The 19,278-nt window shown below is 56.7% G+C and carries 18 protein-coding genes; 8 read left to right on the top strand and 10 right to left on the bottom strand.

All coding sequences use genetic code 11. The features are described 5' to 3' along the window. Nucleotides 1-61 precede the first annotated feature (61 nt). The gene (locus C1922_RS18830) at nucleotides 62-1,330 is read right to left on the bottom strand and encodes a hypothetical protein (RefSeq protein ID WP_108751171.1); all 1,269 of its coding nucleotides are present in this window, start codon (nucleotides 1,328-1,330) and stop codon (nucleotides 62-64) included. Between the two features lie 246 nt (nucleotides 1,331-1,576). Between C1922_RS18830 and C1922_RS18825 the strand changes: the two genes are divergently transcribed. Further along, nucleotides 1,577-1,918 (top strand): hypothetical protein, encoded by a 342-nt coding sequence (locus C1922_RS18825; RefSeq protein ID WP_108751170.1) that lies wholly within the window; start codon nucleotides 1,577-1,579, stop codon nucleotides 1,916-1,918. Between the two features lie 282 nt (nucleotides 1,919-2,200). Here C1922_RS18825 and C1922_RS18820 read toward each other — a convergent pair whose 3' ends face one another. From C1922_RS18820 to C1922_RS18800, 5 genes are all read right to left on the bottom strand, one after another. Beyond that, a complete protein-coding gene (locus tag C1922_RS18820; RefSeq protein WP_108751169.1) occupies nucleotides 2,201-3,160 on the bottom strand; it encodes an ATP-binding protein in 960 nt (319 codons plus the stop codon). A gap of 53 nt (nucleotides 3,161-3,213) precedes the next feature. Then, nucleotides 3,214-3,555: a hypothetical protein gene (locus tag C1922_RS18815; RefSeq protein WP_108751168.1), complete on the bottom strand. Its 342-nt coding sequence runs from the start codon at nucleotides 3,553-3,555 to the stop codon at nucleotides 3,214-3,216. A 57-nt stretch (nucleotides 3,556-3,612) separates the two neighbouring features. Further along, nucleotides 3,613-4,464 carry a hypothetical protein gene (locus C1922_RS18810; RefSeq protein WP_108751167.1) on the bottom strand — a complete coding sequence of 284 codons (852 nt, stop codon included), beginning with the start codon at nucleotides 4,462-4,464 and terminating at the stop codon, nucleotides 3,613-3,615. A gap of 14 nt (nucleotides 4,465-4,478) precedes the next feature. After that, on the bottom strand, nucleotides 4,479-5,405 hold the full coding sequence (locus tag C1922_RS18805) for a hypothetical protein (protein ID WP_108751166.1): 927 nt from the start codon (nucleotides 5,403-5,405) through the stop codon (nucleotides 4,479-4,481). Nucleotides 5,406-5,932: 527 nt separating this feature from the next. Beyond that, entirely contained in the window at nucleotides 5,933-7,891 is a 1,959-nt protein-coding gene (locus tag C1922_RS18800; protein ID WP_108751165.1) for a hypothetical protein, read from the bottom strand. 93 nt (nucleotides 7,892-7,984) lie between these two features. On the opposite strand from C1922_RS18800, the gene C1922_RS18795 reads away from it, so the two are divergent. Beyond that, nucleotides 7,985-8,518 (top strand): antitoxin Xre/MbcA/ParS toxin-binding domain-containing protein, encoded by a 534-nt coding sequence (locus tag C1922_RS18795; protein ID WP_325051576.1) that lies wholly within the window; start codon nucleotides 7,985-7,987, stop codon nucleotides 8,516-8,518. A gap of 440 nt (nucleotides 8,519-8,958) precedes the next feature. On the opposite strand, the gene C1922_RS18790 is transcribed toward C1922_RS18795, so the two are convergent. Beyond that, a complete protein-coding gene (locus C1922_RS18790) occupies nucleotides 8,959-9,213 on the bottom strand; it encodes a helix-turn-helix transcriptional regulator (protein ID WP_108751163.1) in 255 nt (84 codons plus the stop codon). A 93-nt stretch (nucleotides 9,214-9,306) separates the two neighbouring features. Here C1922_RS18790 and C1922_RS18785 point away from each other — a divergent pair, with 93 nt between their 5' ends. Further along, nucleotides 9,307-10,101, top strand: a complete 795-nt coding sequence (locus C1922_RS18785) for a hypothetical protein (protein WP_159092038.1) — start codon at nucleotides 9,307-9,309, stop codon at nucleotides 10,099-10,101. 209 nt (nucleotides 10,102-10,310) lie between these two features. Further along, nucleotides 10,311-10,787, top strand: a complete 477-nt coding sequence (locus C1922_RS18780; RefSeq protein WP_108751161.1) for an NIF family HAD-type phosphatase — start codon at nucleotides 10,311-10,313, stop codon at nucleotides 10,785-10,787. A 909-nt stretch (nucleotides 10,788-11,696) separates the two neighbouring features. Here C1922_RS18780 and C1922_RS18775 read toward each other — a convergent pair. Further along, nucleotides 11,697-12,737 carry a hypothetical protein gene (locus tag C1922_RS18775; RefSeq protein WP_108751160.1) on the bottom strand — a complete coding sequence of 347 codons (1,041 nt, stop codon included), beginning with the start codon at nucleotides 12,735-12,737 and terminating at the stop codon, nucleotides 11,697-11,699. Nucleotides 12,738-13,597: 860 nt separating this feature from the next. Here C1922_RS18775 and C1922_RS18765 point away from each other — a divergent pair. Next, on the top strand, nucleotides 13,598-14,503 hold the full coding sequence (locus C1922_RS18765; protein ID WP_108751158.1) for a hypothetical protein: 906 nt from the start codon (nucleotides 13,598-13,600) through the stop codon (nucleotides 14,501-14,503). Between the two features lie 569 nt (nucleotides 14,504-15,072). Here C1922_RS18765 and C1922_RS20440 read toward each other — a convergent pair. Further along, nucleotides 15,073-15,939, bottom strand: coding sequence for a hypothetical protein (locus C1922_RS20440; protein WP_159092036.1), 867 nt, complete (start codon nucleotides 15,937-15,939; stop codon nucleotides 15,073-15,075). Between the two features lie 233 nt (nucleotides 15,940-16,172). On the opposite strand from C1922_RS20440, the gene C1922_RS20735 reads away from it, so the two are divergent. Together C1922_RS20735 and C1922_RS18750 are read left to right on the top strand one after the other, a co-directional pair. Continuing rightward, nucleotides 16,173-16,457: an SDR family oxidoreductase gene (locus C1922_RS20735; RefSeq protein WP_267896403.1), complete on the top strand. Its 285-nt coding sequence runs from the start codon at nucleotides 16,173-16,175 to the stop codon at nucleotides 16,455-16,457. A gap of 183 nt (nucleotides 16,458-16,640) precedes the next feature. Continuing rightward, nucleotides 16,641-17,654 (top strand): hypothetical protein, encoded by a 1,014-nt coding sequence (locus tag C1922_RS18750; protein WP_159092035.1) that lies wholly within the window; start codon nucleotides 16,641-16,643, stop codon nucleotides 17,652-17,654. 173 nt (nucleotides 17,655-17,827) lie between these two features. Here the strand turns inward: C1922_RS18750 and C1922_RS18745 are convergent, their stop codons facing one another. Next, a complete protein-coding gene (locus C1922_RS18745) occupies nucleotides 17,828-18,616 on the bottom strand; it encodes a Fic family protein (RefSeq protein ID WP_108751154.1) in 789 nt (262 codons plus the stop codon). Nucleotides 18,617-18,706: 90 nt separating this feature from the next. On the opposite strand from C1922_RS18745, the gene C1922_RS20435 reads away from it, so the two are divergent. Next, the gene (locus tag C1922_RS20435) at nucleotides 18,707-19,258 is read left to right on the top strand and encodes a hypothetical protein (protein ID WP_159092034.1); all 552 of its coding nucleotides are present in this window, start codon (nucleotides 18,707-18,709) and stop codon (nucleotides 19,256-19,258) included. Nucleotides 19,259-19,278: the final 20 nt, after the last annotated feature.

Genomic DNA, 19,278 nt, shown 5'->3' with positions numbered 1-19,278 from the left:
ACAGCGATTCAGTTCAGGGCTGAGCCCAAGTGAGACACGCTCGCAAAGTTGGGGCCGGCTGCTACCTTGCATCCGGGCGCTCGAGTTGGCGGATTCCTTTGCGATCCAGTGAGAGTTCCTGATCACCAAGCTTCAGCCGAGCCGATGCGGCGGACCCCAACAGAGCCTCTGCGAGCTGGCTGGCCGATGTCTGCGGGTCTTCGACATCGTCCTTCGTCGATTGGAACAGACCAGTAGATAGGCGACTGGCCAAGAGTTCTGGGAACGGCTCCTTAGAGCTTTGATTCCATTCCAAGACCGTCTCGGTCAACCAGGATGCTCTCTCAATGTCCAGGCGGAACTGTTGCAACTTGAACTCGGCGTCGGCGATCCTCTGAAGCCATCGATTCAACCACTTCAAGTACCACGCACCCAAGGCGATTGCAGCCGCACCGGCCAGCAAGGAGCGCGCGGCAGAGAGCGCAAATGCAGTTGTCGGTAGAGTACTGTCGAACTTGACGGCGGTGACCGCCGCGAGTCCAAGCAAGAACACGATTCCCGCCGAGCAAACCGCGTGTACCAGAATGTACTGGGTTCGGGTCTCAGGGGAAACGCGAAAATTCAGCAGGCGCTCCTTAGTAAGATCAAGGAGGCTGGAGCGGATCTCGCGTCTAACGTGAGTATTGTTGCGATCGTCCAGAGTCTTCTTCAGCGAGTCCAGCTCACCTTCGCGAAGATCTAGGGCAGCTACTCGCTCTGCATGGGCGACCTGCGCGGCTTCTCGCTCCTGACTGAGGCGGTCTTCATCCTGCTGACGAATTTGGCTGAAACGTTCCTCCCGAGCGGCTTCCCTGGCCGCGAAGTCGATCTCCAGTTTGGTCCGATGCTCCGCCGTCTCCGTGATCAGTCTCTGAGATGCCGTTTGTAGCGCCTGAAGTACCTCGCGACCAGTGGCAAGATTCAGCGGCGAAGACGGGTCGATCTCGGTCAATGGTTGCTGAAACGCGAGCTTCAGTTTTTGATCAACACGAGGAGCATCTGGTCCTACGGCGTGGTATTGCTTGGCTGAAAAGGCAATGCGGTCGTATTCGGCAGACTGTGGGTAGAGCTTCGAGTCTGTAGGTCCCAGTCGATGCCAAGTCCAGGAGCAGGCACCAAAGTCAAGGAAAACCTTGGTCAGCAAGAGGCTGCCAGGTTCCATGCATATGGCAAGTTGCTCACCAGCTAGCTCGCCAAACTGGCTGGTGAACTCAACCTCAAGCTGGGACGGAAACTCCCTTACGACCTTATGAAAGGCTTCAATGACTGCTCTGTCGTCTAGCTTCGCTACGAATATCGAACCATCTGACATCTCTATCTCACCACGTTCCCTGTAATTGGCAGAACTCTATGATGGGAACGGCTCAAAATCTAGTCCGAGTGGATCGTCGGTACGGCGGAGTTGCAGAGTCGGGCTCTGAAGATTCGGGCGTCCAAATGGGGGTAGTTATGTCAAATTAGGGATGTCGGAACGTACTGAGTCGGTGATACACAGGCGGTTATGGATACCGACATCGAGTGGCAATAAGCGCTACCTCACCGTAACTGGAGAAACGTCATGGCCCTGGCACTGCTGGAACTTACCGAAACCACGACTGGGGACGTACTGGAGCAGTTGCTCTCGATCCCAATCGCTGACGCGAAAAAGTGTCAACAAGCGGTCTCAGGCCGGGTGGTCAGTAGCGTCCGCTTGTATGCGGAGATCGGTAGTAATCTTCTAGGTGTGACTCCGATCATCCGCTCGCGGTTGGAATGCGCCGCCATGTCCTGCCTGGACCAAGTCGCGGGGCGCCAAAGCAACGCCCTTCAGGAGGTACCCGTCACATTCACGGCACTTTGGTGGGATGGCGTACTCCAGCAACTGCAGTCTCAGTCTCTGGCCGACAGTATTGCGGTTTGATCGCGGCAGCCGAATCCCAGAGAGGCATACGTGTTATTCGATCTTCGCAGTCTGGCGCCGACAGAAATGTCTGCCGCGGAGGGCCAACTTGATTTGCTCTACGGCCGACTGCGCGACAACGTGACCAGGCACATACAGTTCTGCCGTGGTCATCGTAGTTCACTCAGTCAAATCTGACACTGGAGCAGTTGGCTCCGCTTGCTCTGGACGCGACTCTATCTGTTGCGTGCCGCGCATACTGGTATTGGGGGATGCCACCCATGAGGAACCCGGGCCCTTCACTCAGAAGTTGCACCACTGCTCGAATGGCACCGAACCCGAGACAGGCTGACCATGGTTGGTGTACAGCGTCCACTGCAGTTCCGGCGCTCTATGTACCAAGCTGCGGAAGATTCGGTCATTGAACTCGACAACTATGGGGGGGAGGGGGGCTTGAGTGTGGAGCGAGTCGTTGCTCGGCCCGAAATCCAGTGACTGTCCTGGGTGGAGAATGTAGCGATCGCCATCGAAGAAGGGGTCTCCCCACGAGAACCTGATGAAGTCGAAGCCGCCCTTATCCACTTCGCGCACAACTTTGCCGAAACGTGGGTGGGTTCGCAGTTCCGATTGTGGATACGTCAATCCAGCAAGGCATTCCTTAGGAACATCAATGGAAATCCACCACTTCTCCATTGAAACCATACCGGTGTTCAGCAGCTCGACTCTTAGCCGGTAGACATGGTCATCGCGATTGATCCTAACGCGTTCGAGACGAACCCGGACTTCGCAACTTGGTGATGAGCGACGAGACATAAGGTCGCGGATCTGGAAGTCCGCCATGAACCGGGACACCGTGTTTACTCGTTGATGATAGCGGTAGTCCAGAAGATTCTGGTGAGCGGTGGAAGCCTCTTCTACCTTGATGACAAGGACCCTGCCGCCGTCCACTGGGAACTCGAAGACCTCAAACTTGGTGAGGCTTGGCGAAGTGTTGTCGGTGATGACCTTGGTCACCCAGTCCTTGTTGAGCTTCCTATCAGTGATCGGCCGGAGTCGTGCTGCGGCCGGAATGTCATTGACTGGCTCTTCCTCAATCCCGTAGACCAAGTGCCCGCCACTGGCATGCGCGAGCGCAGTGACGTCCTTGATCATCTCTGTCTTGCTGTTGTTCTGAGGCGAGAGGGCATCGCCTCTCTTGAGCTCCAGATACAGTGATTCCTGCACTTGGTTGTCGACCAATGACTGTACCCAGCTCAGTTCCATGTTCTCTCCTGGCCGATCACTTGTACGTGGCGCTATGTCCAATCGCGGGCCCGCTAGGCCAGCCTTGCCCAGTCCAAGAGTTCCTTGGCCAGGTCGGGGTCCTTCAATTTGACACGATACAAGGGACGAGTGGATGCAAGTTTGGTGGAGACTCGACGCAGCGCGCTTGATGGCTCATCGTCGTCCTCGTAGATGACCAGGTCATCGGGGTGATAGAGCCCAGCAGGCGGCATCTTAGCCAAGAAAACGGAGCACATTTTGACTGTGCGTGGGTCGAAGGCGACCTCAGTTCCCGTGTCGAAGCGATAGCTGACTAGGTAGTCATTTGCGTCGCTCAGGTGATGTTTGGCATTAGGGTGTGCTTCAAGCAAATCTCTCAAATCCTTCCCTTGCAAGTACCTTCTCCTGGCTGCCGGTCGGTCGGCTGTTGGTGGCTAGCCTGAATGCACAGGTTAGCCATGCTCCCATTGGACGTTTCGCGTGATCTGGATGAGATCCTTGGGCGGATGAGGCCCGACGTAGAGGAGGAACAGACGGAATTGCTGATCGCGGTCGAGATGCTGGAAGTAGATGCGAGGGCACGCAATTGGCGCTGTCGCATCCCCTTCCTTGAGGTGCATGTTCGATGACCTCTTCTCGATGATGCGATCCGACTTCATGAGGTAGATGGTTGTCTTGACGCCACCGGTCGTCGCAAGGTCCACGCCGCGATCACCAAAGTAACTGGCCAGTCCCATCTGGACGGCACCGCGCTTCTTGCAAAACTTCTCCAAGAGTTCCGCCGAGGTCTTGAGAAATCGGTGTCTTGTGTGGTGGATGTCATCACACTTGTCCAGGGCATCCCCCAAGATCTGATAGTCGCCATACTTCTGAGCTGACCTGCGGAATTTCTCGGCGGGGGATGCTGTGGTAGTCGCCCAGCCGAGTTGCTCCACCAGCGCCTTGTAGACCTCGCCAGTGAAATCGTCGTCCGCCTCCTGGCCCACAAGTCGAAGAGGCCAGCCATTCTCGCCACGAACAGGTCGAATGATCCTGACGCCTTCATCGGCCAGCACCTGAAGTTCGGGCTTCATCTCCGGGGGGAGGGCTACGTATGGCAGAACTACGACCGTAAGGTCAGGCCAGGCTTCCTGCATGGCAAAGTTGTTCAGGTCCGCAACGCACTGTCCGTTGGGAGGACTGAATTCATAACGGTACTGCTGTTTCACAACCAAGCTGAGTTCTGGCCTCTGCCCCTGACGAGCGGCTTCCGCGATGAAGCGTGCTCTGAGATTGCTTGGAAGTCCGATTACGAAGATTGCCATCCTTGGATCTCCTGCTAGCGCTGTGCCTTCACCATGATGATCGAAGCCATGAGCGGTACCAGAGTGCTGGATATCTCTTCGTCGGTGAGGGCATCTATGAGCTTGAGCGCCCGCGCTCTGGCAGACAGGCCAGAGGTGACTGCTTCCTGCTTGGGTGCTTCAACCGCAGTTGCCTCTGAACGATTGGTAGCCGCAGGGGTGAGTGTTGCCAGGGCGATGTTGACCCTTGCTGACCACTTCTGAATCGCTTCGACCATCTTTGCAGTGCGGAACTTGGTCCACTGCTTGCCTAGAGGGCCGAGTTCCTTTGCGAAGACGGCGCTGGCGTAAGTCCTGTACGACTGTCCGAGTACTGCATGGTCCTCCGGATTGACGCCCTCAGTCTGTGCTGCAAACTCGCGCATCCAGGAGGCTTGGACGTCTGCAGCCACCGGTTCAATCTGAACCCAGTCCTGGCCCGGGCGGATGCCATCTACCGTTTCGCCGGCAGCCAAGACGTGGTGCATGACCTCGCCGGTAGTGCGATTGATGAACCTGATGCGATTGGGATCGGGGTTGGAGAATGCTATCCAGACGTCACTTCGAATTGAAGAAGGAGCCGGACGCACTGCCTCCGAGCGGGCATCAACTGTGGCTCCGCGGAGCGAGACCAGCATGTCGCCATGAGCGCTGATGTGCTGATCCAGAACGTCGGAGCAGGCATCCAGGAAATTCTTGAACCGCGGAAAGCCCATCCGCTTGTAGTCAAAGCCTCCAAGTGCTTTGGCCTCGGGGCTCTTGGCCAACCGCTGAAGGAGCCGAGCTGCAGGTTCGGGAGGCTGACCTCTCAACATCTGCTGGAGGATGGGTTTCCAAATGGCTGCGCTTTCCACACCAAATTCCTTGTTGGATGCCAAAACGAAAAGGCCGTTACCCATAGTAAGTAACGGCCTTTCCAACATCAACGTTCATTTTTATAAGCTAAGTTCCAACCTTCGATGACGTCGTCCGGACGAGAGAACCTAGCAGCACTCTTCCGGCCCTTGGGCGCCATAAAAGTTCCATCAGTGCAGCATCGATCGATTCGGTGCACTGACAGTCAGTCTCGGCGAGCGATGCATCACTCGAGCCGAGTGCCGGTAGTATCGGACATCGGGAACGGGGTGTCAATTTGTGACCTAGGCCCAGTTAGGAGCCGTTTGCCTGCCCAAAAAATTTGGCTGATTTGAGAAAAATATTGAAAATTCAATAATTTGAGATGATTTCGGGCGCCTTCTTGGGGCTTGATCCGGAGCGGCCTAGCGCTAATCGACGGGCGGATTTGACCCTGAACTGACCTCCGAGTCGATCAAGCCTAACAGGTTCATTGGGGCCATGGCCGCATCGGTCACGCAAGCTCTCCTCTACCTGATGCGTTCGGTGGCAATGATCGCGATCGATGGGGAGACGCCGTAGCGGAAGGGGGGCTATGGTGCATGGTGCGACCAAGCTATGGTTGGGCCTGACCGTTGCCTATCGATTTCAGGAAGGCCTCCAATGGCGCCAAGCTCCACTTGTCGCTACCTGGCTTCTCCATGTAGTGAGGGTGGGTGTAGCAGACGCGTCCTTTCCTCTCAAATGCCTTGGCTAGCGAGACGCCCTGAACCGATCGGATGATGCTGAGTGCAGCCTGCGTCTCTGCTCGGATAGCGAGATCGTCTGAAACGACAAACGCCGACGCAATGGACTCATTGCTCTTGTCTCTCTTGCTTCTTCTCTCGACCTCAATCCATAGGCCCGCAAGGCCATTGGGCAGCGACAGTCTGATTACAAATGCTGTGCGAGCGAGGGCTCTGTAGTGTGAATCTGCCTTCTGAAGGTACATCCAAGATCGCGTTCCCCAACCAGCTTTTCCAATGCGGACTTCCTTGCGTTCGTCCTCGCCCAGGAAGTTCCAACAAGGGTAGGCGCCAACTTGGACGCGCTGCTCGGAGTCAACGGGGGCGACGACCCTGTAATCTGCAATGGTCCCCTTCGTCTTGAGTACTTTCAGAATCGCCATCAGTTCAGTCAGCAACTCCGATGCCTCGCGTTTCTCATGGGCACTGTGGGCGTGGCTGAGATCCTCTTGCTTGCCGGCTTTTCGGCCGCCAGAAATCTCTGTGGTGGGCTCCTCACTGTCCTTCTTTCGCTTGGAACTGTATTTGAAACTCTGATCCTTTTTGAGCCGGATGATCTTTGGCTTCGGATGAAAAGCGAAGGAGATGGAGGGCATATCAAACCCTGGCTTCCGCTCGGTAGCCTCATGCGTGTCTACCGTCGGTTTGCCATTAGGACGAGGCGATCGAGGCCTATTACCATGGTTGTGTGGCCTAGGTCCTCCCATATGAATGACCTTCTCACCCTCGGTGGCATCATTGACCAGGATCGTAGCGATTGCCGGGAGTCGCTTTGAGAAGGACATCTGGTGAATCGCTGTCACCAGGAAAGTCCTGCCGGCGAACCCGCCGTCCTTGCGGCGGTTCAAGAAGTAGCCAGATACGGTGCCTTGGTATGGTCCCAAGAACGGGTTCAATGGGATCTCGGCATTGGAGCACCAACGCGACTCCTCGGCGCCCCAGGTGGCAGCGTCCAGTTGGGCTCTCAGAATGGGCTCGTGAATGCGCTTGGCCCGGGTCTCTGCATAGTGATCAAACCGGAAGAGGGCCATCATTGGACCATCATCCAGCGTCATGCCCAACGCAAGTACGATCTTCCAGTAGCCGCCTTGCTCATCGATGCCGGTAACGTGTCCGGCGAACTCCTGCTCGGAAATGGCCTTGGACCTGACGGTACTCCACGGCCCGGCGGTGAAGATGTCTGCAATGGTGGAATTGAACGCGTAGAACGCCCGGAAGATCACGGTCCTGGGGATGATGTACTCAATCTGATGTTGCTCGTCACGGCTCCTCGTGTCTCTGGCCACCAGGATTCTGGAATCGAAATTCAGTGCTTCCTGAAGGTGCAACTGGGATTGGGGAAGTGCGACAACGGCCTCGCCCGTGGAGCGCTCCCCAACTTTGGTGGACGGGAATAGCCCGCTCTCGTGGTCTTCCTCGTACTCCTTGTACAGCCTGGACTCCTCGCCGAAGGCCAAGGCATTGCCCAGCTTTCGCTGCTTCGGAGTCAGCATTCCGGCATAGACACCCCTGCCATCCTCTCCGCGGATGAAGCATTGCCCTGCAACGTAGGTTGCTAGTGACCCCGCGAAGATGGTGCAGATGAAACCCTCAGGATTCTTGTCGGAGAACAGACGCGCGATCTGACGATCATCAAGTTTAGATGGATCTGACCCCCACCCATGTGGAATGGGCGCCAAGTAGCACCTGACAGACGTGGACTCCGTTCCCTTGTGTGGCTGGGTGTAACCGTCGATGTAACGGATGAAGTACACGCGGGTGTCGTCGGGGAAGTCGGTTAGATCAGTCATGCGGCCAGTACACGGGGTGCCTCTCCATCATTAGCGGCACGCAGTCTCGTTAATTGAGTTTTCATTCTTCACGGCCAGGACGGCCGTTCGTTCATGAGAGCCAGCGATCGGGGCCCATTGTCCTTTCAATGTGGACAATCGATCGAACCAATTGGCGGTAGCATGTGCGCAGTGACTTCACAGGCTGAGCGAATGAGCATGCGTATTGTCGGCATCGACCCTGCCCTTGCTGGGCCGGCCCTGCGATCATTCAGCCAGATCGCCAACGCATGGTCCCTGAGCATAGTTGAGCAGGGTGCAGTTCTTGGCCAGCCCGAAGATGTTGTTCTCGCATTGGCACAGACAGGGGTTGTCGAGGGACTCCAGCAGGAGACTCTCGAAAGGATTAGCTACGTTCTGGGCATCTATCGAGCGCTACACACAATATTTCCCAACCGGACACAGGCTGATGGCTGGATCCGTCGGCCCAACAACGCAAGATTGTTCAACGGTGCCCCAGCTCTAGCGCTCATGTGCAGTGGAAGTGTCGATGATCTGGCCGCGATCCGAGAGTACTTGGAGGCTGGAGGACGGCTAGATGCCCAATCACCAGCTATCGATGGGCCAGATCAGACTGAAATGCACTGAGTGCTATGAGGCAAGGCGCTTACGATCAAAGCCGCTAACATCGAGGTCACCAACGATAGTTCCCTGCTGCTAGACATTGAAATCAATGCGCCCTCGCTTTGCATTGGCCAACTTGCGGGTGAAGTTGTCGTTGCCGGCGATGGACGCCATCTCGCTACTGGCATCTGCAGGTTCCCTGCCAGTGAACGTCCAAGCGACTGCCCGATCGCTGATCAGTCGGACACCACTCGCGGCAATCTAGCAAGGTCACAGCACCCCGTGATCTCTCTGCCAATTGAAGAATTGGACCGATAGAATGTACCTAAGGCCTTTCCTTGAATCCTTGCACTACCAGCGCGACGGTATGCCTCGGCTGAGCACATTCTGAGCGCTGCACTTGAGGTTGCGGTAGTAGCTGAGGGCTTGGATAGTCCCAAGACGAGCGGGTGGCGGGAACGCGGCTAGCCGTGAAAAGCCTTGAGGCGGCTCTCAAAGTCAGCGACCAGGCTTGCCAGTGTCAGGCCAGACAGTTGGGCGATGTCACGCAGTTCCACAATATCCAAACGACGTTTGCCGCGTTCGACATCACTAATGAAGGACTGGCTTCTGCCAAGCTGCTCAGACACTTGGGCCTGCGTCAGGCCAGCCGAGATCCTGGCGCTGCGCACAGCCTCGATCAGAGCGATGTACTCCTTGCGATGGATCGACTTGGCCACAGGCGCGCCTTGCTTGAGCGGCCTCTGAAGCTATATCTAGTTCTCAGATATCTAAAAACCAGATATCTTTAGGCCTCTCAAACAGGGGCGGATATGAGTCAGATGAGTTCTAGATCGAGAGCGGCGGCGCTGGTGGGGCTGTCGCTAACCATGGTGCTTGCGCTTTGTGGTTGCGGTGGCGCAGCGGATAAGGCATTGGTCACTGGTGGGTCCAAGCAGGAATACAACTCCGGACTTGAACAGATCAGCAAGGGGCTGAGTGAGCACGAGCGGGCTGCGTTCAATTGGGCCGTGTCGGACATGAATTTGCCCAAGCTCCATCAGGCCTATCCCAATGCATCAGTTCGTCAGGTGATTCGGGGTGAGGTCAAGCAGGTCAAGCAATCCTACCCATCAAAGATCGAAGCTTTGAAGGCCAAGGCCGCCACTGAGGCTGCCACGATGGACGAACTAGCCAAGGTCATCGCCAGGGACACCGAGCTAACCCTCAGCAGCGGGTTCTTTGGTATCAAGCCGACGATCAGAGCTACCTTGATCAATGCTTCAAAGCTGCCGCTGAGTCAGATCAACTGGCGCGCCAGTCTTTACCTGAATGGCTCGGATACGCCGGTGGCTGTGTCGACTTTGACTAGCGACTTTCGTTCGGTCGGGGGACTAGCGGCAGATCGGCAGCGTGACGCCACATTCAACGTCGGATTTGTGAGAGGCGATGAGTCGTGGACGACCTTGGAGATCCGCAATGCTCCCCAGCGTCGCGTGGTGCTCCAAGCCCTTCCCGCCACAGCCTTGGACTACAGTGATAAGCCCTATCTGTCCGGCGATTATGGCAAGCAGATCGCTGCGTACGAGAAGAGCCTCAAGGAGGCCGAAAGCTACTCGGACATTTGACCATGCGGCTCCCTGGGTGGAGCCGCTTGGCTGGTGATGCACTCAATGAGCGCATCTGAACCCTTGGGAGGGGGCGTACCAGTAGGCTCACGCCGTGGACAGGTGGCGCTGGCTGGCGCACCATTCGCAGGACCTATGACGACGGTCAGTCTCAGCCGGGGCGACAGGCCACAGATAGGGTGGATATGCCTAATTCCGAGGACTAGCACATGCGTCCATCTATTCTGGCCCTCGACCTAGAGGGCACCCTGATCTCCAATGCTGTCAGTCAGATCCCGCGGCCGGGACTGTACGAGTTCTTACAGTACGCGCAGGGACAGTTCGATCAGCTTGTAATGTTCACGACGGTGGACGAGATGCGTTTTCGTCGGATCGCCGCATTACTAGTCTCGGAGGGCAAGGCGCCGGATTGGTTCGTCCAGCTCGCTTACACGACTTGGAGTGGTCGCACCAAGGATCTGTCGTTCGTATCGCCAACTCTGGGAGAAGCCCTTCTGGTTGATGACCACGCGGCCTATGTCCATCCAGGTCAGGAGGTACTGTGGGTCGAAGTACCATTGTTCGGCTCGCCCTACCTCGCTGAGGATGAGGGGCTCCTGATTGCGAAGCGATGCTTAGAGGAGCGGATAGAGGCCTTGGCATCTGGCTCTCTACCGCCCTGCCGGCGGGAGGGTATGAAGTCGTGAGGTCACTCTGCGTCGACGATCTGCATCGCGAAGTGTGGCGGGACGCGCCCGCGGTGGCCCGCGATGGGTTATACGCAGTTCCGCCCATTTTGGAGCGAAGGCAACCTGACGCTATTGCACTTGCCGGTGATCTCGAAGTTGGCAAGCGATCACTGGCTGGGCCTTAGCGCGTCATTGAGAACTTGTCGGTGATCTATGTCCTCAACAGCCACACGTCCACGAAAGAGCCTTGATACGCCAAAGGAAGAGATCGATCAGGCTAGAAACGAGCCATGTGACATTCCACACTGGATCGCTACAGTGATCATCCGCTCTCGGCTGACTTCGCCTCAGACCTGGGATCGATGATCGGCGAGTCTGATCCTTGAATCCATGGCCACATTCACGACTCTTTGGATTACCCAGTCGTCGGTGGCACAAGAGAGGTCCGCTACCCATTGGGGTCTTCGATGCAGGACTTGGAACGCAAATGACGCTGGGAGAAACCGAGCTTCGGTCCGAACCTCGCCGTTGAGGCCCGAAGTCGCCTCATCCGCAATTTTCCTCAGCACACTGCTCAGGCATTGCAAGTCATCAGTTCACAAGCTGATGCCCGTAGCCATCCAGAGCCTTGCTCTCCCCGGTCGCTCGCTCAACCGAGCGATCGTGGCGAACAGAAGGTTCAACGAGGCGCTGAACCGGTCTGCAGGCCCATAGTCGTATCTTCTATACTCGGATGACTGTCGCTCAGAGACGGGAGCCACGTTGCTCCCGTCTCCCTGGCCCACGTCCAAACCGCGCCAAGCAGTAGCAATGGGGCCTTCTTTGCGCCCTACATCACGTCCTGCGACCAACGACTGGACTCACCGCTTGGCGCCATGCGCCATCTTCTTGAAGGTCAGTGGCGTACGCTTTTCGGAGGGTTCCGCTTTAGGTTTGAGCTTGAGCTATGTGCTCAACGAAGCGAACTCCGTGGCGTTCAAGTTGCTTATAGATGGTCCCCAGCAGCCCTGACTTGACCTTGTTGAGCTCCGCACGGGGATTGGTCGGATCGCCATGAGGGTAAAGGTCACAGAGCCAGAGCCCGTCGACAAACTTGCCACCCACACTTCCAGTTGGGCGACCTACCCTGTGATCAATGTTGGCGTGCTCCATCATGAGACTCCAGCCTTGCGGTCGCGGCAGCTGGAAGGCGAAAGTCGACGAAGCAATTGCCTTGATGATCGGCGGACTCAGCCGAACCACGATTCGGTACGCGCCCTCGTCATAGTGTTCCGGGTGGTAGATCGTGCACTGCAGGCCAGGCGCCACTGAGGAGAGCAAACTGCGCGACAGTGCCGCAGTGACATTGCGACGACAGTCGGTGTCATCTTGCTGGTCATCGTGCGAGTAGACGAACAGTCCGCCGGTCCAGGTGGCATCTTTCAGTTTGGCAACTCGCGTATTGCGCCCCGATGCCCGATCTGCCGGGCGCATATTGGCCTTCTCCAAGGGAGCGCGGTGCCAGTGTGCCGAGTCGACGCGGAATTTTTCCCAGCCTTTGCCAGAGTAGAACTCGGGGAGCAGAATGAAAGCGTCGGAACCGACAATCTGCGGATCGACATCCACCAGTTTCGCCTCAATCTCGTACGGAACGTCGGTGAATTTTTCGATCCGTTGTCTTGACAAGGGGTACTTGGTAATTGCTAGGTCCAGCCGCACGCCAATGGCCAACGACCACAGCGCCTGCGCTGTGTCCCAAGAGCCGGTCAGATCGGCCAAGCGCTCGGCGAAGGCGACGTAGTCAAAGGACTGCGCGCGCCACTGCGGTTCTTGACGTGCCAGCAATTCCCAGCCGGCTATGGTGCCTAGGCCCATCCCGCGGACAACGGCCTGCCGTAGTTGAAGCAGGTTGACCTTAAAGTAAGGGGACGCGAGGTTGCGCAGTTGGTCCGCCAAGTCATAGGGGGCCGCGCTATCAAAATTTAGCATGTAGGTTCTCACAATTCGCAAGCGGATTTATGTCCCGGCTTTGGTTTCTTCTTGGACACTCCGCTTGCAACTGGAGGACGTAGAAGTGTTTGAGTCCAAAGCAGCTCAGTCGGTTTTTCCGACTTGGGCTATTGCCCGGGCAGAACCGTACGTCAGCGTTTCGGAAAAGTCAAGCGCTCGCGATGGAGTACTTCTTCACCGCCTGGCAAATGAAAGAGAAAGCGCGAGCATCGCCTGATCAAGTTGCGGTGGGCGCTTACCGAAAGCGGTACCGCGGTGCGTCACGGCTATGGACGACTTGACGAGTCGGGCAGTGGGCACCGCTCACATGGAAATGAGAACTGGGAGTTCGCTACCAATTGGGTAGTGGAACGGCGCATCTTTCGCATCAACGAGGTGCCGATCAAGGAGCGCGCTCGCGAGTTCGATTGGCTGTTGGGGCATCACCTTGATGTTCATCCGCAACTGTCAAGTCTGAGCATATGAGCGCGCCCAGATCCGGCAGGGCTCGCGCCCGGGGCTGGCCGGCATCTACCGTATCGCACTGTGAACCGCGTAGGGCTGGTGAGGGGCATCCTCGCGGTCGAAGGTCCGGGGCACAGGTGCGTTGGAATCATGAGTGAGACGAGAAGCAGCACCGAGTACAGCGTAGTGAGAGACATGGGCCGCCCACCCGACCTCGATCGAGCTTCTAAGACGAATGATTGGATTAGCCAGGGCGAATGCCGGAAGTGACCCAAACCTGGGGCCGCTTCCCACCTCTCGCCGATTGCAGGTCCGTATGGCGACATCGAGCGGTTTCCGGCTTCGCTCAGGAGTTAGAATCACCGAATACTGAGCACGATAGAGCGCAAACATCGATGATCACAATCGCCGCCACCAACGAAGAGATCGACCGACGCGTCCATCGGTGTTGCGCACCGTTGTTCGGCACCGGAATACTCCTATCAGGTGGGCACGACCCTTCGGTTACGAGTGCCACGGCGACCTTCGTGAAGTTCGAGTCGCGCATCTACGTCGTAACCTGCCACCATGTCCTATCGGCCTTCTTCAGCGCTACTGTCAGGGGTAAGCGAGTAATCGTGCCGACACTTCATTGTGGCAACACAATCTATCCGCTGGCTACATACGCGTCGGACGGCACTTACACTTCGCTCTTCAAGAGTTGTCGGGAGTTTCCTGGCGCGGGAGATGTCGATAGCGATGACGCACTCGACGCACTTGATAGAGCTAACGCAGACCGGCCGGACATCGCGATCGCTGATATAACAGAGCTCTGGCCAATGCTCCGCAATCTGCGCGATGCTGAGGCGATCGATCTGGACGCTTGGGTCGAACCGGACTGGACGACGGTTCAAACGACGTGGATTGCATTCGGCTTTCCCGATGCACACAAGTATCAGGCCGGCGACAAGGTAGTGGCGCCGATGCCAAGGGTGTCGGTGAGCTTAGCTACTAGTTTTCCCACGCCGGAGAAGCCCACCTACATCCTTTGCTCGACGTTGGAATCCGATCACGGGTGGGGATTCAGTGGAATGAGTGGTGGCCCGGTTTTGGTTGCGCACGCCACCGATGACACGTTTGCTTTCGTCGGGATCACCTTCGAAGGTGCGCCGAGTACGAAGGAATTGAGTGAGAATTCTGAAGCGTTTGTTCAAAAGAACGACATCGTGCTGAAGGGCTATCATCTCACGCCAAAGCAGTTCGGCTCTTGGTTGTCGCAAGTAAAGTACAGAGTCGAACATGGGGCGTCGTCAATCGATTAAAGGTTCTGTCGCTTGGGTGCTGGTCGGTCCTGAGCGCTACTCCTGTGACAGCCTGAGGCTACCTCCACTTCGCGCCCACTAATTGACGTGATCGACGGTGACGAGCGGCGCGTCCGGGAGCGGCGCGGTTGAGTAGGCGTGTGTTCGCTAGAGACTGGTGCAGCGGATATGCATTGCGGAATGATGCCTCTGGCCTTGAACTCAGTCCCAAACTTGGCTTCTACACTACTGCTGGCGGCCGCAGTGCTTTGGCGCACAAATCTGCCTCGTTGTTGGTGATGGGCGGGCCCAAGGGGCCTGCGCGCTGCTAATGTGGCCCCGCACCACGCCCCAGGTGAGGCGTGGCACTTTTTGGGTCGCTGTTTGGAAGCGTCGCGTATGCGACCTCCTTGCGGCTAAGTCGAATTCATGAACTTGGTTCTGCTTGCAGAGAGCATCTTGAACAGCAGGGTCGAACGTCAGCAATGCTTAGGAATCAACTTGTGAGAAGGGAGCTCAGGAGTGTGTCGAACGTTGCGGCAAGCTGGTTCTGGGCAATGTCTTTGGTGCGCCAATGCTCTTCGATCACGCTAGCTGGCGGCACTTTTGCCAAAGTAGCCAAGGACGAGGCCAAGTGCCCACATTGTTCCGCAGCCAAGGAGAACCGTAGCAACTAATGACATGGTGGTCGAAAGCAGCTCGGCAACCCAAGATCCGTACAGTTCTTTATCGACCTTTTCCTTTTGCAGGAAGTACCTCTTTTGAAGCAGTCCGATGGCGATCACAGGAATCAACAAATAGATCGAATTGGCTATCCAGTTGACTGGGGCTTCAAGCCATGCCCAATTGTTAATCGTGAAGCTAAGGGCATAAGCCAATATGCCCGCATAGAGCCCGCGAGACGCGGACTGCACCAAGAAGAAGTGGACACCAACTAAGGGTTCGTTGCCACGAGATCGGTAGTAGAGCGCAATGAAGCACTTGTACCAGGTCGCACGGAGACAGCCTGCCAGGAATATAAATGCTGCGACAACAAAGATCATTGGCGCGCCCAAAATGGTGTCCAGCGCCAACTCGAACTGCTGCTTCACGCCTTCGCTCATCTGAGAAGGGTGACTCGCTTCTAGCATTCTTACAGACATCGCGGCGAGCTCTTGCATTGCCGATGCCCAAAAGCCCCCAGCCGCCCACAGGAAAGCAGTAGTGGCGATCAGAGAGGAACCTACACCTTTACGCTGTGAAATGGCGAACCGAGCGGGTGTGGCTATCAGCGGAAAAAGCAGTAGCACCGCAATTGGATTGACTTCCAGCCACTCTCCGAGTCGTCGCTTCTTTTGTGTCAACCAATCAATGGTCTTTTGGAGGCGTCCATTTGATGGTTGATGGCGGTCAGTATGCTCGGAGCTATCCGAGATCGAAGTGCGTGTATGTTCATTGCGATCAGTTGGGTCGGACATGCACTATCGCCGGTGAGGCTGCTGAGGATTACCCACAGTCTATGACCGAAGAATCTGCTCGCGACCAGTGATGCTGGCTCAGTTAGTTGCACCAGTGAAGCTAAAGTTTCGCTGCCAGCTGCCGCTGAGTCACCGGTCTCGCCTTTGCTATTTATGACTGTCTCGCTGGTCGGCTTAGCAGCGCAGGATATCTAAAGGCAGTTCTTGCCGCTTGCAACCGAAGTATTCTCCGATTGAGACGGGTAAGGTCCGTCGCCCCTGGCGCCATCGAGACCGACTTCTTTGGCGGGGCTGTGCGCGACGATGCCGCTGTGAACCATTACGGGGCACAGCACACAGCAATGGTGCGCGCGGGTCGTCCCGATGGCGTCGGCAAGGCCGTGGCAATCCTCCTGGCGGCAAGTGGGCGCTCGATCACCGGCCAGCGCATTCAGGCCTCGGAGGGATGCTCCAGTAAGCGAGGTGGCCCGGCGATGCCCGCTTCTGGCCGGAGGCGGACGCTGACCAAAACGGTATAGCGGAAAGCCGCTCAGTGGTTGTCCGGCCCTTGGTATCAGCCATCCTTTTGACGTGCGACGTTGCGGGATGTCTGGCGGGACCTCGGCCAGCCACAGCCTAACTGGTGCTTCCAGCAACGACGGTGTCTCTCGGAACTCAGATCATTGGAAGTAGTGTCAAGTTGTTGCGTCCAGCAAGCGATCTTGTTGACTTCCATTAAAGCTGCTTTCAACATCGTCCGCCGCGCTTCGCATCGCGCGGGAAAAACGAACGACTTGAAAGGAAGAAACATGGCAACAGGAATGCGTGTCGCACGCGAACTCACCGCCGAAGAACTACTGCTGGTTTCGGGTGGCAGTCAGACGGACTTCCAGGCGGCCTCCAGCGGCGTTTGGGACGGGGAGATCGATCAAGGAATGGTCGAACACTACTTTGACGAGACTCGCTGGGATGGTGTGGAGAACGTCCAGTTCGACATCAGCGCCGCGGGAATGTTCGCACTCGCTGCAAAAAGCAGCTTCAGTTCCGGCGTAACAAGTGAGCTGGATGAAGTTCTTAGCAACATCCCCGATGTGCAGCAGTCGCTCAAGAACTACCTGGACAGCGGACTGTCCATCCAGTTCCGCGAGATGGGCGCGGCCAACGGATATGTTGAACTGGGCAGCATCTATTTGAATCCGAACATCAAGGGTGATGCCCTGCAGATGGCGAGGACTATCGCCCATGAGTTGGCCCACGTGGAGAATCGGGTAACTTGGGACCACAAGCCAACTAGAGAGGAATACGTCGCCACCTACCTCAAGGAAGAGGGACGCGGAGTTCTGGCCGCTATGAAAGCCAACGACGTCCTGGCAGCAAAGTACCCGGAAGCGGCCGCCTACACTTGGGACTCTCGATTCATTGAGATCAAGAACAAGATTGGATCTGAGTACACCGTCGACCAAGCAATCAAGGCTATGGGCGACATTTACGGCAGCATGAAGCATCCCACCGATCCAAATAAGACCCAAGCTGACTACTTGGCCGAACCCTGGGATGAAACATTCGGGGCAAAGGGTGGTTCAGGAACCGGAGGTTCGGGAAGCGCTGGCGGAACTGGGGGCGTTCCCTGGACAGGTGGCAGTTGGACCTGGGGTAGCGGTGGCTGGACAATTGGCATAGGCGGCAACGGCAGCGGCGGCAGTAACGGTGGTCGCGAATCATGGGAAGAGGAGTGATCTCAACAACGCATTGACACACGGGACTGCCAAGCTTAGGAAAGGCTGACGATCAGAGTAGAGGCAACACCGCTCTCCCTGAAAGCCAGCCAGAAGGTCGGGGGGAGGACTCCGCCTGACCTTCCTATCGACTCTCGAACCGAAGCAGCTCAGGCTTTCTGGCTTCCAATCTTCTACAGCGTCCGGGCGGACCGAATCCGCAGTTCCAATGCACTCAAGTGTGCGCTTAGAAGGTCATGTAGGAAACTGATGATGTCTGACCAATCATCCGAGTTGGCAGCTCGACGCAGACAGATCTCCAAGCTCGAACCGAGAGAGCCGCTGGCTTCATAGATTGGAAGATAGAAATCTTTGCCCTGCCAAAGCAGCGCGTTGAAAAGCACTCTAGCGGTTCGACCATTCCCATCCTGAAGTGGGTGGCAGTTAAGCAGGCCGACATAGAACCAAGTCGCGCGTACGAAGGGCGACCAGCCTCTGTCACGGGCACCTTCAGCCAGCCAGTCAAGCCTCCTGGCAAGTAGTGGGTGCGGCATGTAGCCCCAGCGATTCCCCGCCTCATCGGCCGACGTAACGTTGGGGCCACAGCGCAGCTCGCCATCCACGCCAAGGCGGCCCGCGATGAGCTTGATAGCCGACTGCAGAGCAGCTGGAGCCGAAGTATCCAAAAGTCCCCTGCACTGATCAGCCACCTCGCAGAGCACTTCATGCTCGACACGCGAAGTGTGACAGCGCTTGAAACCTTTTCGGTGCGTCACATGTTCTGAGAGTGGATGAACGAGCTTAGATTGGTGTGCAGCCCAGAAGTGCAGAATCCCGTGGCAGAGATCATCCGTGCTGTCGACTGACCTCTGTTGCAGAAGTGCCGTTCGCTTCATCTCAATCTCGACAATCTGTCGAGCATGGCCAGCGACCCCCGCAACGAACGCGGCATACGACACTGGTGAGACCAGATGGATCGCCATAGATTTCCTTGACTTTCATTCGGCACATGACGAACATTCCTGCCCGACCTTACAGGCCGGCTCAGCTCTAGATCAAGCGAAGGAGATCGGATGTCGAATGGAACTCGCGTGCCCAGCTTTGGAGGGGATACCTTTGCCGCCGCGTGCGCTCTCGCATGCTCGCTGGGCATCGTGCTGACTGCGCAGGCGCATCAATCCGCTCAACCTGAGCACTCTACGTTCGCTGTCGGGGATCTGATTCAGTTCCAGCAACGACCTGATGACGCCAGCATCTTGCGCACGTTCAAGGTGACCGCGAACAGGATCGGCACCACCGGTAACGTGCGGTTCTCTGAACTTGAACCGCGGTCCGACTCCGCCATGGGTCCTGCTGTACTTATCCGCGATCGATTCTCAGGAAGCGTAAGACAGTTGACAGTGACGCAGAAGGCGACCATAGATGATGCACACTGCTTGAAGCTGGCTGAGGTCAGTCATGCACTCGGTCTGTTTGTGCAACCGCCAGAACCGACTCCGGTATGGAAGACAGAAGGGCAGCGGAAGCACGCTTTTCATGAGAACTCTCAAGTGAGCATCGATGCTATCGGCAGATCTCCTGGAAGCGATTGTCTGGGAAGCGTTGTCTTCAAGTACAAGAACTAGCCGACAGCCGTTGAGGCGAG

Origin of the sequence: Stenotrophomonas sp. ZAC14D2_NAIMI4_7 (assembly GCF_003086675.1) — a bacterium.
In the GTDB taxonomy this organism is placed as follows: Bacteria; Pseudomonadota; Gammaproteobacteria; order Xanthomonadales; family Xanthomonadaceae; genus Stenotrophomonas.
This window is presented reverse-complemented; position numbering and strand designations above follow the sequence as displayed.

Excerpts from the sequence above, each read along its gene's own strand:
- C1922_RS18830 (WP_108751171.1), bottom strand. The coding sequence starts at position 1,330 with ATGTCAGATGGTTCGATATTCGTAGCGAAGCTAGACGACAGAGCAGTC.
- C1922_RS18825 (WP_108751170.1), top strand. The coding sequence starts at position 1,577 with ATGGCCCTGGCACTGCTGGAACTTACCGAAACCACGACTGGGGACGTA.
- C1922_RS18820 (WP_108751169.1), bottom strand. The coding sequence starts at position 3,160 with ATGGAACTGAGCTGGGTACAGTCATTGGTCGACAACCAAGTGCAGGAA.
- C1922_RS18810 (WP_108751167.1), bottom strand. The coding sequence starts at position 4,464 with ATGGCAATCTTCGTAATCGGACTTCCAAGCAATCTCAGAGCACGCTTC.
- C1922_RS18805 (WP_108751166.1), bottom strand. The coding sequence starts at position 5,405 with ATGTTGGAAAGGCCGTTACTTACTATGGGTAACGGCCTTTTCGTTTTG.
- C1922_RS18800 (WP_108751165.1), bottom strand. The coding sequence starts at position 7,891 with ATGACTGATCTAACCGACTTCCCCGACGACACCCGCGTGTACTTCATC.
- C1922_RS18795 (WP_325051576.1), top strand. The coding sequence starts at position 7,985 with ATGAGAGCCAGCGATCGGGGCCCATTGTCCTTTCAATGTGGACAATCG.
- C1922_RS18785 (WP_159092038.1), top strand. The coding sequence starts at position 9,307 with ATGAGTCAGATGAGTTCTAGATCGAGAGCGGCGGCGCTGGTGGGGCTG.
- C1922_RS18780 (WP_108751161.1), top strand. The coding sequence starts at position 10,311 with ATGCGTCCATCTATTCTGGCCCTCGACCTAGAGGGCACCCTGATCTCC.
- C1922_RS18775 (WP_108751160.1), bottom strand. The coding sequence starts at position 12,737 with ATGCTAAATTTTGATAGCGCGGCCCCCTATGACTTGGCGGACCAACTG.
- C1922_RS18765 (WP_108751158.1), top strand. The coding sequence starts at position 13,598 with ATGATCACAATCGCCGCCACCAACGAAGAGATCGACCGACGCGTCCAT.
- C1922_RS20440 (WP_159092036.1), bottom strand. The coding sequence starts at position 15,939 with ATGTCCGACCCAACTGATCGCAATGAACATACACGCACTTCGATCTCG.
- C1922_RS18745 (WP_108751154.1), bottom strand. The coding sequence starts at position 18,616 with ATGGCGATCCATCTGGTCTCACCAGTGTCGTATGCCGCGTTCGTTGCG.
- C1922_RS20435 (WP_159092034.1), top strand. The coding sequence starts at position 18,707 with ATGTCGAATGGAACTCGCGTGCCCAGCTTTGGAGGGGATACCTTTGCC.